The sequence below is a fragment of the Stenotrophomonas sp. YJH_SMC_40 genome, from assembly GCF_059368615.1.
Window position 1 is genome coordinate 162803 of record NZ_JCAFRX010000003.1, and the last position, 15473, is coordinate 178275.

Below are 15473 nucleotides of genomic sequence, written 5' to 3' on the forward strand. Positions count from 1 at the left end.
TGGATCCAGGGCGGTGCGGAGGGCTAGACCCTCCGCTCCATCTCCACGGCATCGATCCCGGCGCCGTGGCCATTGGAAACGATCCGCGTCACCTGGAAGCCCAGGCCAGCATAGAAGCCCTGGGTGTGCTGGCTGGTACTGAGCGTGATGCGCTTGATCGAGGGATCCGCTTCGGCCTGGCGCAGGCGTGCCAGCGCCAGTTCCCGGCCCAGTCCATGCTGGTGCAGCGCGCGCTGTACCATGCCCCAGCAGAAACCGGCACTGCCGTCGCCGCGTCGCGACAGGCCGCCGCAGGCCACGATGCTGCCATCTCGTTCGATGACCTGGAATGCACAGTCCATGGCCTGTTCTTGCAGGAAGCGCTCAAAGTCGCTGCGCTCTTCGGGCGCGAAGTAGGTGGGTACGTTGCTGTCGAAAATCGACAAGCAAGCGCTGGCATCGGCGGGGCGGTAGAGGCGGAGGTTCATGGAAAATGCCTTGGCGTTGCCCGGGCGCATTTCAACCGTCCAGACGTTGTCCTTCTCAAGGGGGTATCGCGCGACGAGGCCGCAGGAGCCGCCGAAGTGCTCCAAGGTACATGGAGCGGAGTCGATCTTCTCACGGATGATTTCGCCCACCTCGAATGACTGTGCGGAACACAGGCGCCTGCACCAGGCGGGTGCGTCGGTGGCGGGTAGTGGCGAGGCGGATGCGGGCGCGATGGCGTGCAGCGGGGCGCGGCGGCTCTTGGGCTATGCTCTCGACACGTGGGACTGACCGCGCGGCAGGATCCGCCGGCCCCATTCGTCTTCCTGCCTGCAACGGAGCTGCCCAGCGATGCCCGACCCTTCTCTTTCCCGGACTGCCCAGGTCATGCGCGGTCTGCTGTTTGGCGCGGTGGGGCTGTTGATCCTTGCCGTGGCCGCCTTCGAAGTGACGCATCGCCTTGAGTTCCTGCAGATCGCGCATGCCGTCGATGGCCAGGTCGAGCGCCTGAACGCGGGCGGATCGCATCCGCAGATTGCGTTCACCACCGCGACCGGCCAACACGTCTCTTACCCGCAGGGCGGCATGATCTTCGGCTATGAGCCTGGACAGCCGGTACGCGTGCTGTACGATCCGACGCAACCGCGCCTGGAGCCGGTCCTGGATACGTTCGGTGCGCTGTGGGGAATGACGGTCGTGTGGATGCTGCTGGGGCTGGCGTTCGTCGGCGTCTGCGTGCGGGGACTGCTCCGGCGCAGGTGACTCGCAGCGGTCGCGCGCTGTCGCCGGGCGGACCGTTGGACCTGCCCCTGGCGGCAGAGCCTGTTCAGTCCGGTACCTAGCGCGCTTCCCGCCAGCCAAATAAAAAAAGCCGCCCAGTGGGCGGCTTCTTCATTTATCTGGCGGAGAGAGGGGGATTGTCGGGTGCATCCCTGCACCCGATCCCGATGCGCGTTGCGCCCCGGGACCAGCCTGCGGCTGTCCGGTTCTGCTCCTGCAGAACCGTCGAACCCCGGCGGGGCTTCTCACCACCCATCCCATCCGCCAGACAAACGCAAAAGGGCCACCCTGTGGGCGGCCCTTTTGCGTTTGTCTGGCGGAGAGAGGGGGATTCGAACCCCCGAAGCGCGGTTTAGACGCTTACACACTTTCCAGGCGTGCTCCTTCAACCACTCGGACACCTCTCCGGATCCCTGCCATCGGCAAACGCCTCAGCAGGGGCGCAGATTCTAGCGGGCTGCGCGGCACTTCACAAGCACCCCGGCCAGGAACCCGCGAAAGATGTGCCGGAGGCGAGGGGGCTGGACAGGCATGGCACAATGGAACATCCGATGGAAAACGGTGGCCTGATGTCCTATCTCGTCCTTGCCCGCAAGTGGCGTCCAAAGCGTTTTGCCGAGCTGGTGGGCCAGGAACACGTGGTCCGTGCGCTCAGCAACGCGCTGGACAGCGGCCGGGTCCACCATGCGTTCCTGTTCACCGGCACCCGCGGCGTGGGCAAGACCACCATCGCGCGCATCTTCGCCAAGTCGCTGAACTGCGAACAGGGCACCAGTGCCGATCCCTGCGGCCAGTGTGCAGCCTGCCTGGATATCGACGCCGGCCGCTACATCGACCTGCTGGAAATCGACGCCGCGTCCAACACCGGCGTGGACGACGTGCGCGAGGTGATCGAGAACGCGCAGTACATGCCTTCGCGTGGCAAGTACAAGGTCTACCTGATCGACGAAGTGCACATGCTGTCCAAGGCGGCGTTCAATGCGCTGCTGAAGACGCTGGAAGAGCCGCCGGAGCACGTGAAGTTCCTGCTGGCCACCACCGATCCGCAGAAGCTGCCGGTCACCGTGCTCAGCCGCTGCCTGCAGTTCAACCTCAAGCGCCTGGACGAGGACCAGATCCAGGGCCAGATGACCCGCATCCTGGCGGCCGAGGAGATCGAGGCCGACGGCAGTGCCATCGTGCAGCTGGCCAAGGCCGCTGATGGCAGCCTACGGGATGGCCTGTCGCTGCTGGACCAGGCGATTGCCTATGCCGGCGGTGCGCTGCGCGAGGACGTGGTGCGTACCATGCTGGGCACGGTCGACCGCACCCAGGTGGCGGCGATGCTCGATGCGCTGGCTGACGGCGATGGCCCGCGCCTGCTGCAGGTGGTGGCCGCGCTGGCCGAATTCTCGCCGGACTGGAGTGGCGTGCTGGAAGCGCTGGCCGAAGGCCTGCACCGCATCCAGGTGCAGCAGCTGGTACCGGGTGCGGCCGTTGCCGAAGGCCTGGATGCCGCCGCATTCGCCGAGCGCCTGCGCCCGGAAGTGGTGCAGCTCTGGTACCAGATGGCCTTGAACGGCCGTCGTGACCTGCCGATGGCGCCGAGCCCGCGCGCGGGCTTCGAGATGGCCGTGCTGCGCATGCTGGCGTTCCGCCCGGCCGCGGCGGTCCCGCCGGTGCCGAAGTCGGTGGAGGGGGCAGGCAATGCGCCGGGTGGCAATGCTGCCGGTGGTGGCACCGGTGCGGGGACCCACGAAGCGACGCCGGCGACTGCCGCCGCTTCGGCAAGCCCGGCCGTGGTGGCGCAGGTGGCCGCTCCGGTGCAGGCCGCGCCGCGCGAACCTGAACCCGAACCTGAGCCGGCCCCGCAACCCGAACCGGACCCGACGCCGGAGCCCGAGCCGGTTCCGGTGGAAGAGCCGGTGTCACCGCCGCCGGTGAAGGCCGAAGCAGCGACGCCGCCGTCCGTTGAAACAGAAGTGGGCGACGACCTGCCGCCGTGGGCCACCGACGAAGCCGAGGCACGTGACGAGGCGCTGGCGGCCGAGATGGCTGGGCCGGAAGCTGCCATGGTGGCGCCCTGGCATGAGCCGCCGGCTCCCGTCGCGGCTCCCAGCGAGCCTGCACCGCCCGAGCGCCCGTTCCGCACTGAAGGCATTGCCATCGCGCCGGTCGAGCCGGCGCCAGTGCAGGAGAATGCGCCGCTGGAAGGTGTGAGCGACCTGGCCAGCGCCGAGGACTGGCTGGATCTGGTCGCCAACAGTGGCCTGAGCGGCCCGTCGCGGCAGCTGGCCGCCAACGCTGCCTTCATCAGTTGCCAGCACGGGACCTTGAAACTGGGCCTTTCGCCCGGATTTGAATACCTGCGCTCGGAGCGCGCGCTGGCCGCCCTGGGCGAGATGCTGGAGAAGGCCCTCGGCCAGGCGCCGAAGATCGTGGTCGAGACCGTGGAAACCGAACACGTTCCGGCCGAGACTCTGCACCAGCGTGCCGACCGCCAGCGTAGTGAGCGGCAGCAGGTGGCAGAGGCCGTTTTCATGGACGACCCGGAAGTGCAGGTGCTGATCCAACAGCACGGTGCCCGGGTTGTTTCCGATTCCATCCGTTCTTTTGACGAGTAAGACACCATGCGCGGAAACATCGCCCAACTGATGCAGCAGGCCCAGAAAATGCAGGAAAACCTGCAGAAGGCCCAGGAAGAAATCGCCAAGATCGAAGTGACCGGCAGCGCCGGCGGCGGCATGGTCAGCGTGACCCTGACCGGTGCCAAGGAATGCCGCAAGGTGCGCATCGACCCGTCGCTGACCAGCGACCCGGAGATGCTGGAAGACCTGATCGCCGCCGCCTTCAATGATGCCTCGAACAAGATCGATGCCGAGTCGAAGTCGAAGATGGGGTCGGCCACCGCCGGCATGCAGCTGCCGCCGGGCATGAAGCTGCCGTTCTGATTTCCCAGGGGGCGCCTGCTGCTGCAGGTGCCCGCTCCAACCCTCGGTCGAGCATGGTTCGACTCTACAGACAGCTGTCGAGCGTGCTCGACGCCATGAAAGCATGCCGCCGTGTCCGCACCCCTGCTTGAACAATTGATCGACGCATTGCGGGTGCTGCCTGGCGTCGGCCAGAAGACTGCACAGCGCATGGCCTATCACCTGCTCGAGCGCGAGCGCGAAGGTGGCCAGCGTCTGGCCGAGACACTGGCATTGGCGGTGGAGCGAATCGGCCACTGCGTGCAGTGCCGCGATTTCAGCGAAACCGAGCTGTGCCCGACCTGTGCCAACGGCAGCCGCGAGCGCAGCCAGCTGTGCGTGGTCGAATCGCCGGCCGACCGCCTGGCCATCGAGAACGCCACCGGCTTCCGCGGTGTCTACTTCGTGCTGCAGGGGCGGCTGTCGCCGCTCGATGGCATCGGCCCGCGCGAGCTGGGCCTGGAGCAATTGGAGCGACGGTTGGCCGAGGGCGAGGTGCAGGAGCTGATCATCGCCACCAGCGCCACTGTGGAGGGCGAGGCCACCGCGCATTACCTGGCGCAGCTGGCGCGCGCACGCAAGGTGCAGCCGAGCCGTTTGGCGCAGGGCCTGCCACTTGGCGGTGAACTCGAATACGTCGATCGCGGCACGCTCTCGCACGCGTTCGGAACGCGCAGCGAATTCCGCGATTGAATGCCGGCCGGGCATCCCCCGGCGCGGCCGGCCTACAATGCGGATGACATCCCCGCCGAGGCCGACCATGAGCAACGAAACCCTCTTCAGCAAGATCATCCGTCGCGAGATCCCGGCCACCATCGTCTACGAGGATGACGAGGTGCTGGGCTTCAAGGACATCGCACCGCAGGCACCGGTGCACGTGCTGTTCATTCCGAAGAACGAGATCATTCCGACCCTGGATGACCTGCAGCCGTCGCAGGCGCACCTGATCGGCAAGCTGGCGGTGGCTGCCGCCGAGTACGCGCGCCGCGAGGGCTTCGCACAGGACGGCTACCGCATCGTGATGAACTGCCGCGAGCATGCCGGGCAGACCGTGTTCCATATCCACATGCACCTGCTGGCCGGTGCGCCGCTGGGGCATTTCGGTGCGCCTGGGCGTTGAAGCCCCTGTCCACGCCATGCGCGGATGAAAAAGGCCGCCCGAGGGCGGCCTTTTCCGTCATGCCTGTGCGGTGACGATCACCACCAGCCCCAGCGACCATAGCCGCCCCAGTACGGACCATACGGGCCCGGGCCCCACGGGCCATAGGGGTAGGGCACCACGTCGACCTGGCGCTGTTCCGGCCACAGGTAGATCACATCGGCCGACAGCTTGGGCAGGCGGTAGTCGTACTCGCCGATGCGGGTGTTCTGGTAGCCGTCGATCTTGCCGATGAAGGTCACGTCACGACCGGCTTCGAACACGGCCGGGTCGTAGAAGCCGGCACGGCAGGCGATGAAACGACCGTCGCTGGCGTCGGACGAGGTGGTGTTCGGGCGGCCACTGCCATTGAGCGGGCGCGAGATGATCTGGAAGCAGGTCTCGCCCTGGCCGGGCTTGGTTTCGATGATGCGACCGCCCCAACGGACCGGCGTGCCGATCTGCTGGGTAGCGACTGAGTCGCGCGGGGAGACCAGGCTGAACTGTCCCTGCAGCGGCTTGGGGGCCGTGGCGCAGGCCGACAGGGCCAGCGTGGCCACAGCGGTGAGAAGGAACTTGGTGTTCATGGGGAGGCTCCGGAAGTCGGGCGATGCCTGCGCAGGTCCCGCAATAATGAAGCGAGGTCGGTGCAAGTTCCAGCGTAGCGCGCGTCGGCGAAACGCTGGCTGAGTGCGAGCAGGGCCGGGTCAGGGCGCTGCCGGTGCACCCGCTGGGCCCAGTCCTGTGCGGTTTCGTGCGGTTCACGGGCCAGGCCGAGGCGGGCGTAGCGCCGTCCGAGCCGGTGCCAGGCGCGCAGCAGCGGGTCGCGTTCGCGCTCGCCACGGGCCAGCAGCCAGGCCATCCACGCCAAGGCCAGCATCGTTGCCACCACGAAGCCAGCGACAAGTTGCGTGGGGCCCAGATCATCCAGCCCGAACGGCGTGAGCAGTTGCTGCTGGCGGCGTGCATCGAATGACAGCACCAGGTCGTTCCAGCCGCGGCGCAGCCAGTCGCCCATCTGCCCCAGCTGCTGCCAGCGTTGCTGCAGTGGCGTGTCCGTACCGGCCTGCAGGCGGTCGTCCAGTGTGTCCAGGATGCGTTCCGGTGCCACGGCTGCGGTCGGGTCAACCCGTACCCAGCCGCGCTGCGGCAGCCATACCTCGGCCCAGGCGTGGGCGTCCATCCGCCGCACGATCCAGTAGTCGCCAAGGCGGTTGTAGGTGCCGCCGGCAAAGCCGGTCACCACCCGTGCCGGGACGCCGGCGTTGCGCATCAACACCACGAAGGCCGAGCTGAAGTGTTCACAGAAGCCGGCCTTGTAGCCGAACAGGAACTCGTCGATCGGGTCGCGCCCTGCCGCAGGGGTGTCCAGCGTGTACGAGAAGTCGGTGGTGATCCACTGCAGCGCGCGGCGCACGATGGCCTCGTCATCGCTGCCAGCCTGCTGCCGCCATTGCTGCGCCAACGTGGCGGTGCGCGGATTGAAGCCACTGGGCAACTGCAGCGCGGCCCGTCGCAGATAGGGTGACAGCGTGCTGTCGAAGCGTTGTGGTGGCGCCGAATGCAACCGCCAGCGGCTCAGCGACGCCAGTGACCGCTCGCTGCTCAGGTTCATGTCCGCATCCAGCGTGCTGCCTGCAGGCGCGCGGCTGGGCAGGTCCAGTGCCACCAGCTGGCGCCGGTCGGTGGGTTCGTAGTCGATCTGGTAGTCCCAGCCCTGCGTGCCGGCCTCGACCACGGCCGCCGGCCGTCGCTCGCTGGCGCGGTCACGTGTCCAGCGCCGGCCATCGAAGGCGGTCAGTACCGGTCCTCGCCAGTAGCGTTGCATCGGCTCGGGTACCGCGCCGAAGAACTGCACGCGCAGCGCCGGGCTGTCGTCGGCCATCAGGTCCAGCCACTGGCCGGGCTCCATGCTGTCGGACAACCCCGGCGTACCCACGGCGCGCTCGGGAACACCCCACAGTGGCGTGGCCAGGCGGGGGAACAGCCAGAAGCAGGCCAATGCCAGCGGCAGGCCGATCGCCAGCAGGCGGCCAACGCCGCGCAGCTGCCCTCGCAAGGGCAGCTGGGCGGCGTGGCCTTCATCCCCGGCCAGGCGTTGCAGGGCGAGCAGCGCGCTGATCCCCGCCAGTGCGGCCAACACCGTGGTCAGTGGTCCTTGGTCGAGCAGGAACGCCGCAAACGGGGAAAACAGCGCGAACCCGAGCAGGCTGCGGGCATCGCGCCGGCTGCGCAGTTCGCTGGACTTGATCGCCAGCATCGCTGCCAGCAGGGCGCAACCGGTATCGCGCCCAGGTCGGACCATCCCCATCTGCCAGGCGATGGCACCGAGCATGGCCAGCACCAGCAGCAGGCGCACCGGCATGGGTAGCACCTTCCGCCACGACAGGATCGCAGTCACGAGTGCTGCGGCCGCGATCACGCCCGCCAGCAGGGGCGGCAACTGCAGCAGCAACGGCAACAGCGCCAACGCCGCGCTGGCCAGGGTCCAGTTGCGGGCATTGCGGTCGAGCGCGGGCGTGGTCTCAGTCATGCGGCATCAATGCCAGTGCACGCAGGCACAGGTGGTGGTGGCCGGCGCCCTGGCCTGGCCCGAACGGCGGGTGTGCAGGCAGCAGCAGGGTGTAGCGGCGGCCTTCGCGCTCGGCCATGTCGACCCATCGCGCCAAACGCGCGATGCGTGCTTCATGGCCCAGCGGGGACAGCGTGCGCCAATCGAGGATGACTTCGATGCCAACCGGCCTTTCGTACTCGCGCACCAGCAGGCTGTCGCGGCGTGCCGAGTGCTTCCACGAAATGCTGCGTGGCGCATCGCCCGCACGATAGGGCCGCAGCTGATGCAGTTCCTCGCCGCTGGCGTGGGCTCGGGTATGCAGCGGATCGTTGCCGCTTTCCGGCAGTGCAGGGGCCAGCGCCTCGGGTTGCGGATAGACCAGCAGCGGTTGTTCCGGCCACACCCACGACCATGCCCGTACCAGGCCCAGTGGCTGGGTGGTGGAGAGGCGGATGCGCGGGAGCTCCAGCCAGCCGCGGCGTTCGCTGGGAACCTGCAGCTCCACCTCACCGCGGCCGTGTGCAGGCAGCGAGGTCCAGGCTTCGCTGTCACCCACCTGCAGGTGCAGGCCGTGGCGTGCGCGCGGATCACGCAGTGACAGGTTCACGCGCAGGCGCAGTGGTTGCCCGGCAGGAACCGGCTCGGCGGAGATCGCGTCGATCTGTACGCCGGACAGCTGCAGGTGCGCGGCGATGGCGCTGGCGATCGCCGCTGCCGCCAGCAGCAGGGCCAGCAGCAACGCCGGGTTGTTGTTGTAGTTCAGTGCGCCCAGCAGCATTGCCGCCAGCAGCGCGGCGACGAACAGGCCGAAACGGGTGGGCAGCACGTAGATGCGATGGCGGTCCAGGCGCTGCGGCAGTGCTTCAGGCCTGCGCGGGCGTGCCAGCAGTTGCAGTCGTGCCCAGCGCGTGGCCACCCTCAGTCCACCGCAACGGTCTGCAGGATGGCCCGTGCCAGTGCCGGCCCCGAGCTGGACTCGGCTTCGGCCACGAGGCGATGACCGGCCACCGCCACGAACAGGGTCTGCACGTCCTCGGGCACCACGTGGCCGCGGCCCAGCAGAAGTGCATGCGCCCTGGCCGCGCGCAGCAGCGCAAGGCCGGCACGCGGTGACAGGCCCACGCGCACGCCGGCGTGCTGGCGGCTGCGGGTCAGCAGGGCCTGCACGTAGTCGACCAGTGCATCGCTGGCATGGACCTGGCTGACGGCTTCACGCAGCGCGCGTACCTGGGTGTCATCCAGCTTCGGTACGGCACGTGCGATCAGGTCGCGGCGGTCTGTACCTCGCAGCAGTTCGCGTTCGGCCTGCGCACTGGGGTAGCCCATCGCCAGGCGCAGCAGGAAACGATCCAGCTGCGAATCCGGCAGCGGGAAGGTACCGGACAGGTCCACCGGGTTCTGCGTGGCGATCACGAAGAACGGATCGGGCAGGGGATGGGTCTGCCCATCCAGGGTGACCTGCTGTTCGGCCATCGCCTCCAGCAGCGCGCTCTGCGTGCGCGGCGGCGCACGGTTGATCTCATCGGCCAGCAGCACGTGGGTGAACACCGGCCCCGGATGGAACTGGAACTGGCGGCTGCCGGCCTCGTATACCGAAACGCCCAGTACATCGGCGGGCAGCAGGTCGGAGGTGAACTGCACGCGCTGGAAACTGAGGCCCAGGCTGCTGGCCAACGCATGCGCCAGCGTGGTCTTGCCCAGGCCGGGCAGATCCTCGATCAGCAGATGGCCACCGGAAAGCAGGGCGACGAAAGCCAGCCTGACTTCCGGCACCTTGCCCAGCACCAGTGCGTTTACCTGATCCTGTGCCTCCCGCAGGGCCTGGCGCAGTTGATCGGTTAGCATGCTGGGATTGGGGGACGAGGCTGGCATGATCGTCTCAGGTCTGGAATCCATTCGATTATCCATAGAGCAATGCAGGGCGAACAGCGCGCGCGGACAATATTTCTCTGGTTATGGACGCTGGTCACAGCGGCCAAGCTGGTAGTGGCTGCGCGGCTGCCACTGTTTGTTGACGAGGCGTTCTATTGGCAGGAAGGCCAGCATCTGGCCGCTGCGTATTCGGACCTTCCCGGACTGACCGCGTGGTTGGCGCGCCTGGGTGTGGAGATCGGTGGCCAGCATGTGCTCGCGTTGCGCCTGCCGTTCCTGGCCATCGGCGCGCTGCTGCCGTTGCTGGTGGTGCGCACGGCCACGCGCTGGTTCGGCAATGTGGCCGGTTGGCAAGCGGGCAGCCTCACGCTGTTGATGCCGTTGTCGGCGACGCTGGGCCTGCTGGCGGTGCCGGATGTGCCCATGGCACTGGCCGCGGTGATCTGCCTGCACGCCGGTGCGCGGCTGCTGCACAACGTTGATGCATCGTCGGCGATGAAGCTTGCGCTGGGCCTGTCGATCGGTGCGCTCAGTCACTACCGTTTCATCGGTGTCATCGGCGTTGGCTTCATCGCGTTGCTGGCGCTGCCGCAGGGGCGGCGCATGCTGGCCGATCCGCGCGTATGGGTCGCGCTGGCGGTGGGCGTGCTGGCGTGGCTGCCGTTGCTGGCATGGAACGCGGACAACCACGACGCCGGCCTGAAGTTCCAGGTGGTCGAGCGCCATCCCTGGACGTTCGAATGGAACGGGCTGTGGTTCCTGGTGATCCAGCCCATGCTGGTCACCCCGATCCTGTGCATGGCGATGTGGAAGGTGGCGCTGGCCGGTACCCGCAGGGGCGGCGGCACGCGCGTGCAGTGGCGCTACTTCGGCCTGGTCGGGGGCGTATCCACGCTGGGCATCTTCCTGCTGGGCTTCTTCACCGACGTCGAGCGGATCAGTTTCCATTGGCCGCTGCCGGGCTACCTGGCCCTGCTGGTGGCGGTGCCGGTGGTGCTCAACGGCTGGCCACGCTGGCTGCGGCGCACCGGCTGGTGGCTGGCGGGCGCAGGCATGGTGCTGGCGTTCGGCTATTACCTGATGGCCTCCACGCCTGCGTTGCGCGAGCAGCTGGCAGGCAGCAAGTACTACCCGCGCAATTTCGCTGGCTGGCAGCCGTTGGCGATGGCGGTGCGCGAAGAGTTGCAGCAGATGCCGGCGGGCACGCGGGTGCTGGCGGGGAACTTCAAGGTGGGGGCCGAGCTGGGCTTCCAGCTCGGCAATGGCGATATCGAAGTGCTGCCGCATCCGCTCAACGACAAGCATGGGCGCACCGCGCAGCTGGCGCAGTGGGAACTGCTGCATGAGGGCAAGCGCTCGACGCCGATGCTGCTGGTGCTTTCACCCAGTGACCAGCGTTATCGCGATCTGCTGGCGCGCTATCACGCCATCTGCGGACAGGTGGGGCCGCTGCCGGCGCCGCGTGTGGTCAGCAGTGACCATGGTTTCCAGCGTTTCCTGCTGTTCCGGCTGCCGGCGCGGCGCGCGCCGGGGGCGTGCGTGACTCCGGCAATGGCATGGCTGGATACCCCTTCCAACGGCGAAAAGGTGTCTGGCACGCTGGCGATCAAGGGATGGGCGTTCAAGGATGGTGTCGGCCTGGCACGGGTTGAGGTGCTGGTCGATGGCCGCTCGATGGGGGATGCGCGCTATGGCCGCGCATTCGACGTGCGCCAGACCTGGCCGGACAGCACCGATCCGCAGCATCCGGCGGTGGGCTTCGATGCTTCATTGGACACTAGCACGCTGGCGCCGGGACGGCATTGGCTGGGCCTGCGCCTGCACGGTCGCGATGGCAGCGTGGAGGAATGGCAGGAGCAGCCGTTCGAGGTTCGCGGGCGCTGAGGCGGAGCGCGGTCCAGGTGGTCGCGCGCCAGGTTGGTTGGGTGCTCCATGTTGGTAGAGTCGACTGTTAGTCGACTGCTCTTCCAGCCGCCGGCAGAACCCCGCGCTGCGCGCGATGGTCGACTGACAGTCGACGCTACCCGGCTCAGGTCCTACCCGGCCCATGTCCGGCCTGTTTCCGCGATCGGTGCCGGCAGTCAGTGTGTCGCCTTCAGGGCACCGCGAACCCTGCCTGGCGCAGCAACCCGCACAGCGCGATCAGCGGCAGGCCGATCAGCGCGGTCGGGTCGCGGTTGTCGATCGCTTCGAACAGGCTGATGCCCAGGCCCTCGCACTTGAAGCTGCCGGCGCAGTCCAGGGGCTGTTCGGTGGTCACGTAGCGTGCGATCTCCTCATGGCCCAGCGCGCGGAAACGGACCTCGGTCAGATCCACGGCACTGAATGATTCTCCGTCTCGCGTGAGACTGATGGCGGTATGGAAGCGTACTGTCTGCCCGGACATCGCCGCCAGCTGCGCGCAGGCCGCCCCGGCCGTGCCCGGTTTGCCCAGCGGCCGCCCGTTCAGGTCCGCCACCTGGTCCGAGCCGATCACCCAGGCGCCGGGGTGGCGGGCGGCGACTTCGGTTGCCTTGGCCGTGGCAAGGCGCGTTGCAAGGGCCAGCGGCGTCTCACCGTTCAAAGGGGTTTCATCCACCTCCGGGCGCGCGCAGTCGAAGGGCAGGCCCAGCCGCTGCAGCAACTCGCGGCGGTAGCGGGAGGTGGAGGCCAGGACCAGTGACATGCGAGAATACCGGGGCAGGGTGCGGCAGTCTGGCCTGTGCGCAGCGCCAGCAGCAAGTGCTGTATGGCGGGCATTTGACAGCAGCCCCCCCGATCCTTAGTATTCAGCGGCTTATGTCCGCGAACGTGCCCGAATCGCTGGATGCTTGGCGGATGGTCGTAGCGCGAAGGCGCTTCGACGGCCAGGTCTCCCTGGCTGAATTGACCCGCCTGCAGGGGCTGGTCGCAGATACCGACGGCGAGTGTTCCTACTCGCTTGAATTCGGTCGCGACGAAGTCCTGCGGGTATCCTATGTGGAACTGACCATCGACACCGCGTTGCCGCTGACCTGTCAGCGCAGCATGCAGCGATTCCTGTTGCCGGTGAAGGTGACCCAGAGGCTTGGCCTGATCCGCGACGAGGACGAGGAATCGTCCCTGCCGGAGGAGTACGAGGCGTTGCTGGTGCCGGAAGACGGCCAGCTGCGTCCGCTGGACCTGGTCGAAGACGAGTTGGTGCTGGCGGTGCCGGTGGTACCGCTGTCGCCCGACGGTGAAGCAGTCGACAAGGACTGGGCGCCGAGCGAAGAAGAAACAAAGAAGGCCAATCCGTTCGCGGCATTGGCGGCATTGAAGAAACAATAGCAGCCGGATTGTCGTCGGCGGCTGCGGCGAAAGCGAAAGTGTGCTGGGCGCTGGCGTCCTGCGCGACGATACGACGAAGCAAAACGAACCGAGTTTGGAGCAATCCCATGGCTGTGCAGAAATCCCGTGTTACCCCGTCCCGCCGCGGCCAGCGCCGTTCGCATGACGCCCTGAGCGCCAAGCAGCTGTCGACCGACCCGACCACCGGCGAAGTGCACCTGCGTCACCACATCACTGCCGACGGTTTCTACCGCGGCAAGAAGGTCATCCAGACCAAGACCTCGGCCGTCGAAGAAGATTGATGTGCCGGGAAGGCCGCTGCCCCCGGGCAGCGGCCTTTGCCTTCTTTCCCGGGCGTGCCGGTGATCGGCGGCCCGCGCAACAGGAAACATGATGAGCAAGCGGATCTATTCGAGGATCGCGGGCACCGGTAGCTATTTGCCGGAAAAAGTCCTGACCAACGCCGACCTGGAAAAAATGGTCGAAACCTCGGATGAGTGGATCCAGTCGCGCACCGGAATTCGTGAACGGCACATCGCGGCCGAAGGCGAAACCACCAGCGACCTCGGCTACCAGGCCGCGTTGCGCGCACTTGAAGCGGCCGGTATCGACGCTTCGCAGCTCGACATGATCGTGGTCGGTACGACCACGCCCGATCTCATTTTCCCCTCCACCGCGTGCCTGATCCAGGCCAAGCTCGGTGTTGCGGGGTGCCCTGCCTTTGACGTCAACGCCGCCTGCTCGGGCTTCGTGTTCGCGCTGGGCGTGGCCGACAAGTTCATCCGTTCCGGCGACTGCAGGCACGTGCTGGTGATCGGCACCGAAACGCTGACCCGCATGGTCGACTGGAACGATCGCACCACCTGCGTGCTGTTCGGCGATGGCGCCGGCGCCGTCGTGCTCAAGGCCGACGAGGAAACCGGCATCCTCAGTACCCACCTGCATGCCGACGGCAGCAAGAAGGAGCTGCTGTGGAACCCGGTGGGCGTCTCGACCGGCTTCAAGGACGGCGCCAACGGTGGTGGCACCATCAACATGAAGGGCAACGACGTGTTCAAGTACGCCGTCAAGGCGCTGGACTCGGTCGTGGACGAGACCCTGGCTGCCAATGGCCTGGACAAGTCCGACCTGGATTGGCTGATTCCGCACCAGGCCAACCTGCGCATCATCGAAGCCACCGCCAAGCGCCTGGACATGTCGATGGACCAGGTGGTGGTGACTGTCGACAAGCACGGCAACACCTCGTCCGGCTCGGTGCCGCTGGCGCTGGACGCCGCGGTGCGTTCGGGCCGCGTCGGGCGCGGCCAGCTGCTGCTGCTGGAAGCCTTCGGCGGCGGCTTCACGTGGGGTTCGGCCCTGCTGCGCTATTGATAGTGCAAGTTACGACAATGTGAAGTTCTGTCGTTACGGCCCCTCTGGGGCCGTAACGCGTTTAAAGGAGTACACGTCATGGTTGAGCCCATCGTCATCGAAGGGCAGCGCGCCTGGCTGAAGCAGTACGGCAAGGGAAGCCGCGCAGTGGCCCTGGGCCTGCTCAATTTCGTTGCCCGCCGTTTCCATCTGGACGCCCTGCGGCCACCGCCGCACCGTGGTGGTGATGCCGCGCGAGAAACCGAAGCCCGTCGCCTGGGAGAACTGCAGGCGCAGGGCGTGAACGTGCCCGACGTGCTGGGCAGCGGCCACGCCGCGCTGGTGATCGGTGACAACGGCAGCTCGTTCAATACCTGCCTGCGCCAGGCCGACGAGGCCGGCCGCGACCGGCTGGTGATGGCGGCCATGCAGGCCATCGCCGAAGCGCATGCGCGCGGCGCCTATTTCGGCCAGCCGCTGCCGCGCAACCTCACCTGGGATGGGCAGAAGGTGGGCTTCATCGACTTCGAGGAAGATCCGCTGGAAGTGATGGATCTGTCCGAAGCGCAGGCCCGCGACTGGCTGATGTTCGGTTACGGCGTGGCCAAGTACTACGCCGACCGCCCCGAGCAGCTGCAGGCGATGATGGCCGAGGCGATGGGCGAGGCCCAGGCGCCTGTGCGCGAACACGTGCACGCGGTCAGCGGCCGCCTGCGCAGCCTGGCCCGGGTCTGCATGAAGCTGGGCCGTTCAGCGCGCGCGCTGGCGCATTCGATCTTCATCGCCCATGGCGCCAGCACGGCGGGCGTACTGATGCTGGTGGGCCTGTGCGTGGACTTCCTCGCCGACGGCGACCTGGACGTGCTGCAGCTGTTCTGCTGATGGCAGGTTCGCGCTGCTGGCAGGTTGGCGCTGCGGTAGAGTCGACTGTCAGTCGACTTCCGCGCGCAGCGCGGGTTTTCAGCGGCTGATCGAAGGGCAGTCGACTGACAGTCGACTCTACCTGGGCGGGGCACCGCACCGGATGCCGGGTTGTCCCGCGGCCGCGCTCCATACGCCTGCATACGCGCACGTACAG

Annotated in this window: 16 protein-coding genes and 1 tRNA gene; 10 read left to right on the top strand and 7 right to left on the bottom strand. The window is 67.3% G+C overall.

The window, feature by feature from the left end:
- Positions 1–23 precede the first annotated feature (23 nt).
- Complete coding sequence (locus AC5P6X_RS06545) at positions 24–467, bottom strand: GNAT family N-acetyltransferase (protein WP_049451108.1); 444 nt, start codon at positions 465–467, stop codon at positions 24–26.
- Between the two features lie 349 nt (positions 468–816).
- On the opposite strand from AC5P6X_RS06545, the gene AC5P6X_RS06550 reads away from it, so the two are divergent.
- Complete coding sequence (locus AC5P6X_RS06550) at positions 817–1227, top strand: DUF3592 domain-containing protein (RefSeq protein ID WP_275043323.1); 411 nt, start codon at positions 817–819, stop codon at positions 1225–1227.
- Between the two features lie 332 nt (positions 1228–1559).
- Here the strand turns inward: AC5P6X_RS06550 and AC5P6X_RS06555 are convergent.
- Positions 1560–1652 (bottom strand) — tRNA-Ser (locus AC5P6X_RS06555).
- Positions 1653–1814: 162 nt separating this feature from the next.
- On the opposite strand from AC5P6X_RS06555, the gene dnaX reads away from it, so the two are divergent.
- The 4 genes from dnaX to AC5P6X_RS06575 all read left to right on the top strand — a co-directional run bounded on the left by dnaX (position 1815) and on the right by AC5P6X_RS06575 (position 5313).
- A complete protein-coding gene (gene dnaX, locus AC5P6X_RS06560) occupies positions 1815–3848 on the top strand; it encodes a DNA polymerase III subunit gamma/tau (RefSeq protein ID WP_049451114.1) in 2034 nt (677 codons plus the stop codon).
- 6 nt (positions 3849–3854) lie between these two features.
- Complete coding sequence (locus AC5P6X_RS06565; protein ID WP_005408298.1) at positions 3855–4175, top strand: YbaB/EbfC family nucleoid-associated protein; 321 nt, start codon at positions 3855–3857, stop codon at positions 4173–4175.
- A gap of 111 nt (positions 4176–4286) precedes the next feature.
- Positions 4287–4886 (top strand): recombination mediator RecR, encoded by a 600-nt coding sequence (gene recR, locus AC5P6X_RS06570; protein WP_005408299.1) that lies wholly within the window; start codon positions 4287–4289, stop codon positions 4884–4886.
- Between the two features lie 67 nt (positions 4887–4953).
- A complete protein-coding gene (locus AC5P6X_RS06575) occupies positions 4954–5313 on the top strand; it encodes a histidine triad nucleotide-binding protein (protein WP_108270514.1) in 360 nt (119 codons plus the stop codon).
- Between the two features lie 77 nt (positions 5314–5390).
- Here AC5P6X_RS06575 and AC5P6X_RS06580 read toward each other — a convergent pair whose 3' ends face one another.
- From AC5P6X_RS06580 to AC5P6X_RS06595, 4 genes are read right to left on the bottom strand one after another with little or no spacing between them, the layout of a single operon-like run.
- A complete protein-coding gene (locus AC5P6X_RS06580; RefSeq protein WP_049451102.1) occupies positions 5391–5918 on the bottom strand; it encodes a Slp family lipoprotein in 528 nt (175 codons plus the stop codon).
- Complete coding sequence (locus tag AC5P6X_RS06585; RefSeq protein WP_099605982.1) at positions 5915–7864, bottom strand: transglutaminase TgpA family protein; 1950 nt, start codon at positions 7862–7864, stop codon at positions 5915–5917. Before AC5P6X_RS06585 ends, AC5P6X_RS06580 begins: the two co-directional genes overlap by 4 nt.
- Positions 7857–8801: a DUF58 domain-containing protein gene (locus AC5P6X_RS06590; protein ID WP_108270515.1), complete on the bottom strand. Its 945-nt coding sequence runs from the start codon at positions 8799–8801 to the stop codon at positions 7857–7859. Before AC5P6X_RS06590 ends, AC5P6X_RS06585 begins: the two co-directional genes overlap by 8 nt.
- A gap of 2 nt (positions 8802–8803) precedes the next feature.
- Positions 8804–9757 (bottom strand): AAA family ATPase, encoded by a 954-nt coding sequence (locus tag AC5P6X_RS06595; RefSeq protein WP_005408304.1) that lies wholly within the window; start codon positions 9755–9757, stop codon positions 8804–8806.
- Between the two features lie 42 nt (positions 9758–9799).
- Between AC5P6X_RS06595 and AC5P6X_RS06600 the strand changes: the two genes are divergently transcribed.
- Entirely contained in the window at positions 9800–11641 is a 1842-nt protein-coding gene (locus AC5P6X_RS06600; RefSeq protein ID WP_049451099.1) for a glycosyltransferase family 39 protein, read from the top strand.
- 211 nt (positions 11642–11852) lie between these two features.
- Here the strand turns inward: AC5P6X_RS06600 and AC5P6X_RS06605 are convergent, their stop codons facing one another.
- Positions 11853–12422 (bottom strand): Maf family protein, encoded by a 570-nt coding sequence (locus AC5P6X_RS06605; protein ID WP_049451098.1) that lies wholly within the window; start codon positions 12420–12422, stop codon positions 11853–11855.
- Between the two features lie 113 nt (positions 12423–12535).
- Here AC5P6X_RS06605 and AC5P6X_RS06610 point away from each other — a divergent pair, with 113 nt between their 5' ends.
- The 4 genes from AC5P6X_RS06610 to AC5P6X_RS06625 all read left to right on the top strand — a co-directional run bounded on the left by AC5P6X_RS06610 (position 12536) and on the right by AC5P6X_RS06625 (position 15277).
- Complete coding sequence (locus AC5P6X_RS06610) at positions 12536–13045, top strand: YceD family protein (RefSeq protein ID WP_012479287.1); 510 nt, start codon at positions 12536–12538, stop codon at positions 13043–13045.
- Positions 13046–13152: 107 nt separating this feature from the next.
- Positions 13153–13347 carry a 50S ribosomal protein L32 gene (rpmF, locus tag AC5P6X_RS06615; protein WP_005408308.1) on the top strand — a complete coding sequence of 65 codons (195 nt, stop codon included), beginning with the start codon at positions 13153–13155 and terminating at the stop codon, positions 13345–13347.
- 91 nt (positions 13348–13438) lie between these two features.
- Positions 13439–14416 (top strand): beta-ketoacyl-ACP synthase III, encoded by a 978-nt coding sequence (locus AC5P6X_RS06620; RefSeq protein WP_088436031.1) that lies wholly within the window; start codon positions 13439–13441, stop codon positions 14414–14416.
- A gap of 78 nt (positions 14417–14494) precedes the next feature.
- Complete coding sequence (locus AC5P6X_RS06625; RefSeq protein WP_005408310.1) at positions 14495–15277, top strand: BUD32 family EKC/KEOPS complex subunit; 783 nt, start codon at positions 14495–14497, stop codon at positions 15275–15277.
- Positions 15278–15473 lie beyond the last annotated feature (196 nt).

Excerpts from the sequence above, each read along its gene's own strand:
- AC5P6X_RS06625 (WP_005408310.1), top strand. The coding sequence starts at position 14,495 with ATGGTTGAGCCCATCGTCATCGAAGGGCAGCGCGCCTGGCTGAAGCAG.
- AC5P6X_RS06620 (WP_088436031.1), top strand. The coding sequence starts at position 13,439 with ATGAGCAAGCGGATCTATTCGAGGATCGCGGGCACCGGTAGCTATTTG.
- AC5P6X_RS06575 (WP_108270514.1), top strand. The coding sequence starts at position 4,954 with ATGAGCAACGAAACCCTCTTCAGCAAGATCATCCGTCGCGAGATCCCG.
- AC5P6X_RS06605 (WP_049451098.1), bottom strand. The coding sequence starts at position 12,422 with ATGTCACTGGTCCTGGCCTCCACCTCCCGCTACCGCCGCGAGTTGCTG.
- AC5P6X_RS06595 (WP_005408304.1), bottom strand. The coding sequence starts at position 9,757 with ATGCCAGCCTCGTCCCCCAATCCCAGCATGCTAACCGATCAACTGCGC.
- AC5P6X_RS06580 (WP_049451102.1), bottom strand. The coding sequence starts at position 5,918 with ATGAACACCAAGTTCCTTCTCACCGCTGTGGCCACGCTGGCCCTGTCG.
- rpmF (WP_005408308.1), top strand. The coding sequence starts at position 13,153 with ATGGCTGTGCAGAAATCCCGTGTTACCCCGTCCCGCCGCGGCCAGCGC.
- dnaX (WP_049451114.1), top strand. The coding sequence starts at position 1,815 with ATGTCCTATCTCGTCCTTGCCCGCAAGTGGCGTCCAAAGCGTTTTGCC.
- AC5P6X_RS06545 (WP_049451108.1), bottom strand. The coding sequence starts at position 467 with ATGAACCTCCGCCTCTACCGCCCCGCCGATGCCAGCGCTTGCTTGTCG.
- AC5P6X_RS06550 (WP_275043323.1), top strand. The coding sequence starts at position 817 with ATGCCCGACCCTTCTCTTTCCCGGACTGCCCAGGTCATGCGCGGTCTG.
- AC5P6X_RS06565 (WP_005408298.1), top strand. The coding sequence starts at position 3,855 with ATGCGCGGAAACATCGCCCAACTGATGCAGCAGGCCCAGAAAATGCAG.
- AC5P6X_RS06585 (WP_099605982.1), bottom strand. The coding sequence starts at position 7,864 with ATGACTGAGACCACGCCCGCGCTCGACCGCAATGCCCGCAACTGGACC.
- AC5P6X_RS06600 (WP_049451099.1), top strand. The coding sequence starts at position 9,800 with ATGCAGGGCGAACAGCGCGCGCGGACAATATTTCTCTGGTTATGGACG.
- AC5P6X_RS06610 (WP_012479287.1), top strand. The coding sequence starts at position 12,536 with ATGTCCGCGAACGTGCCCGAATCGCTGGATGCTTGGCGGATGGTCGTA.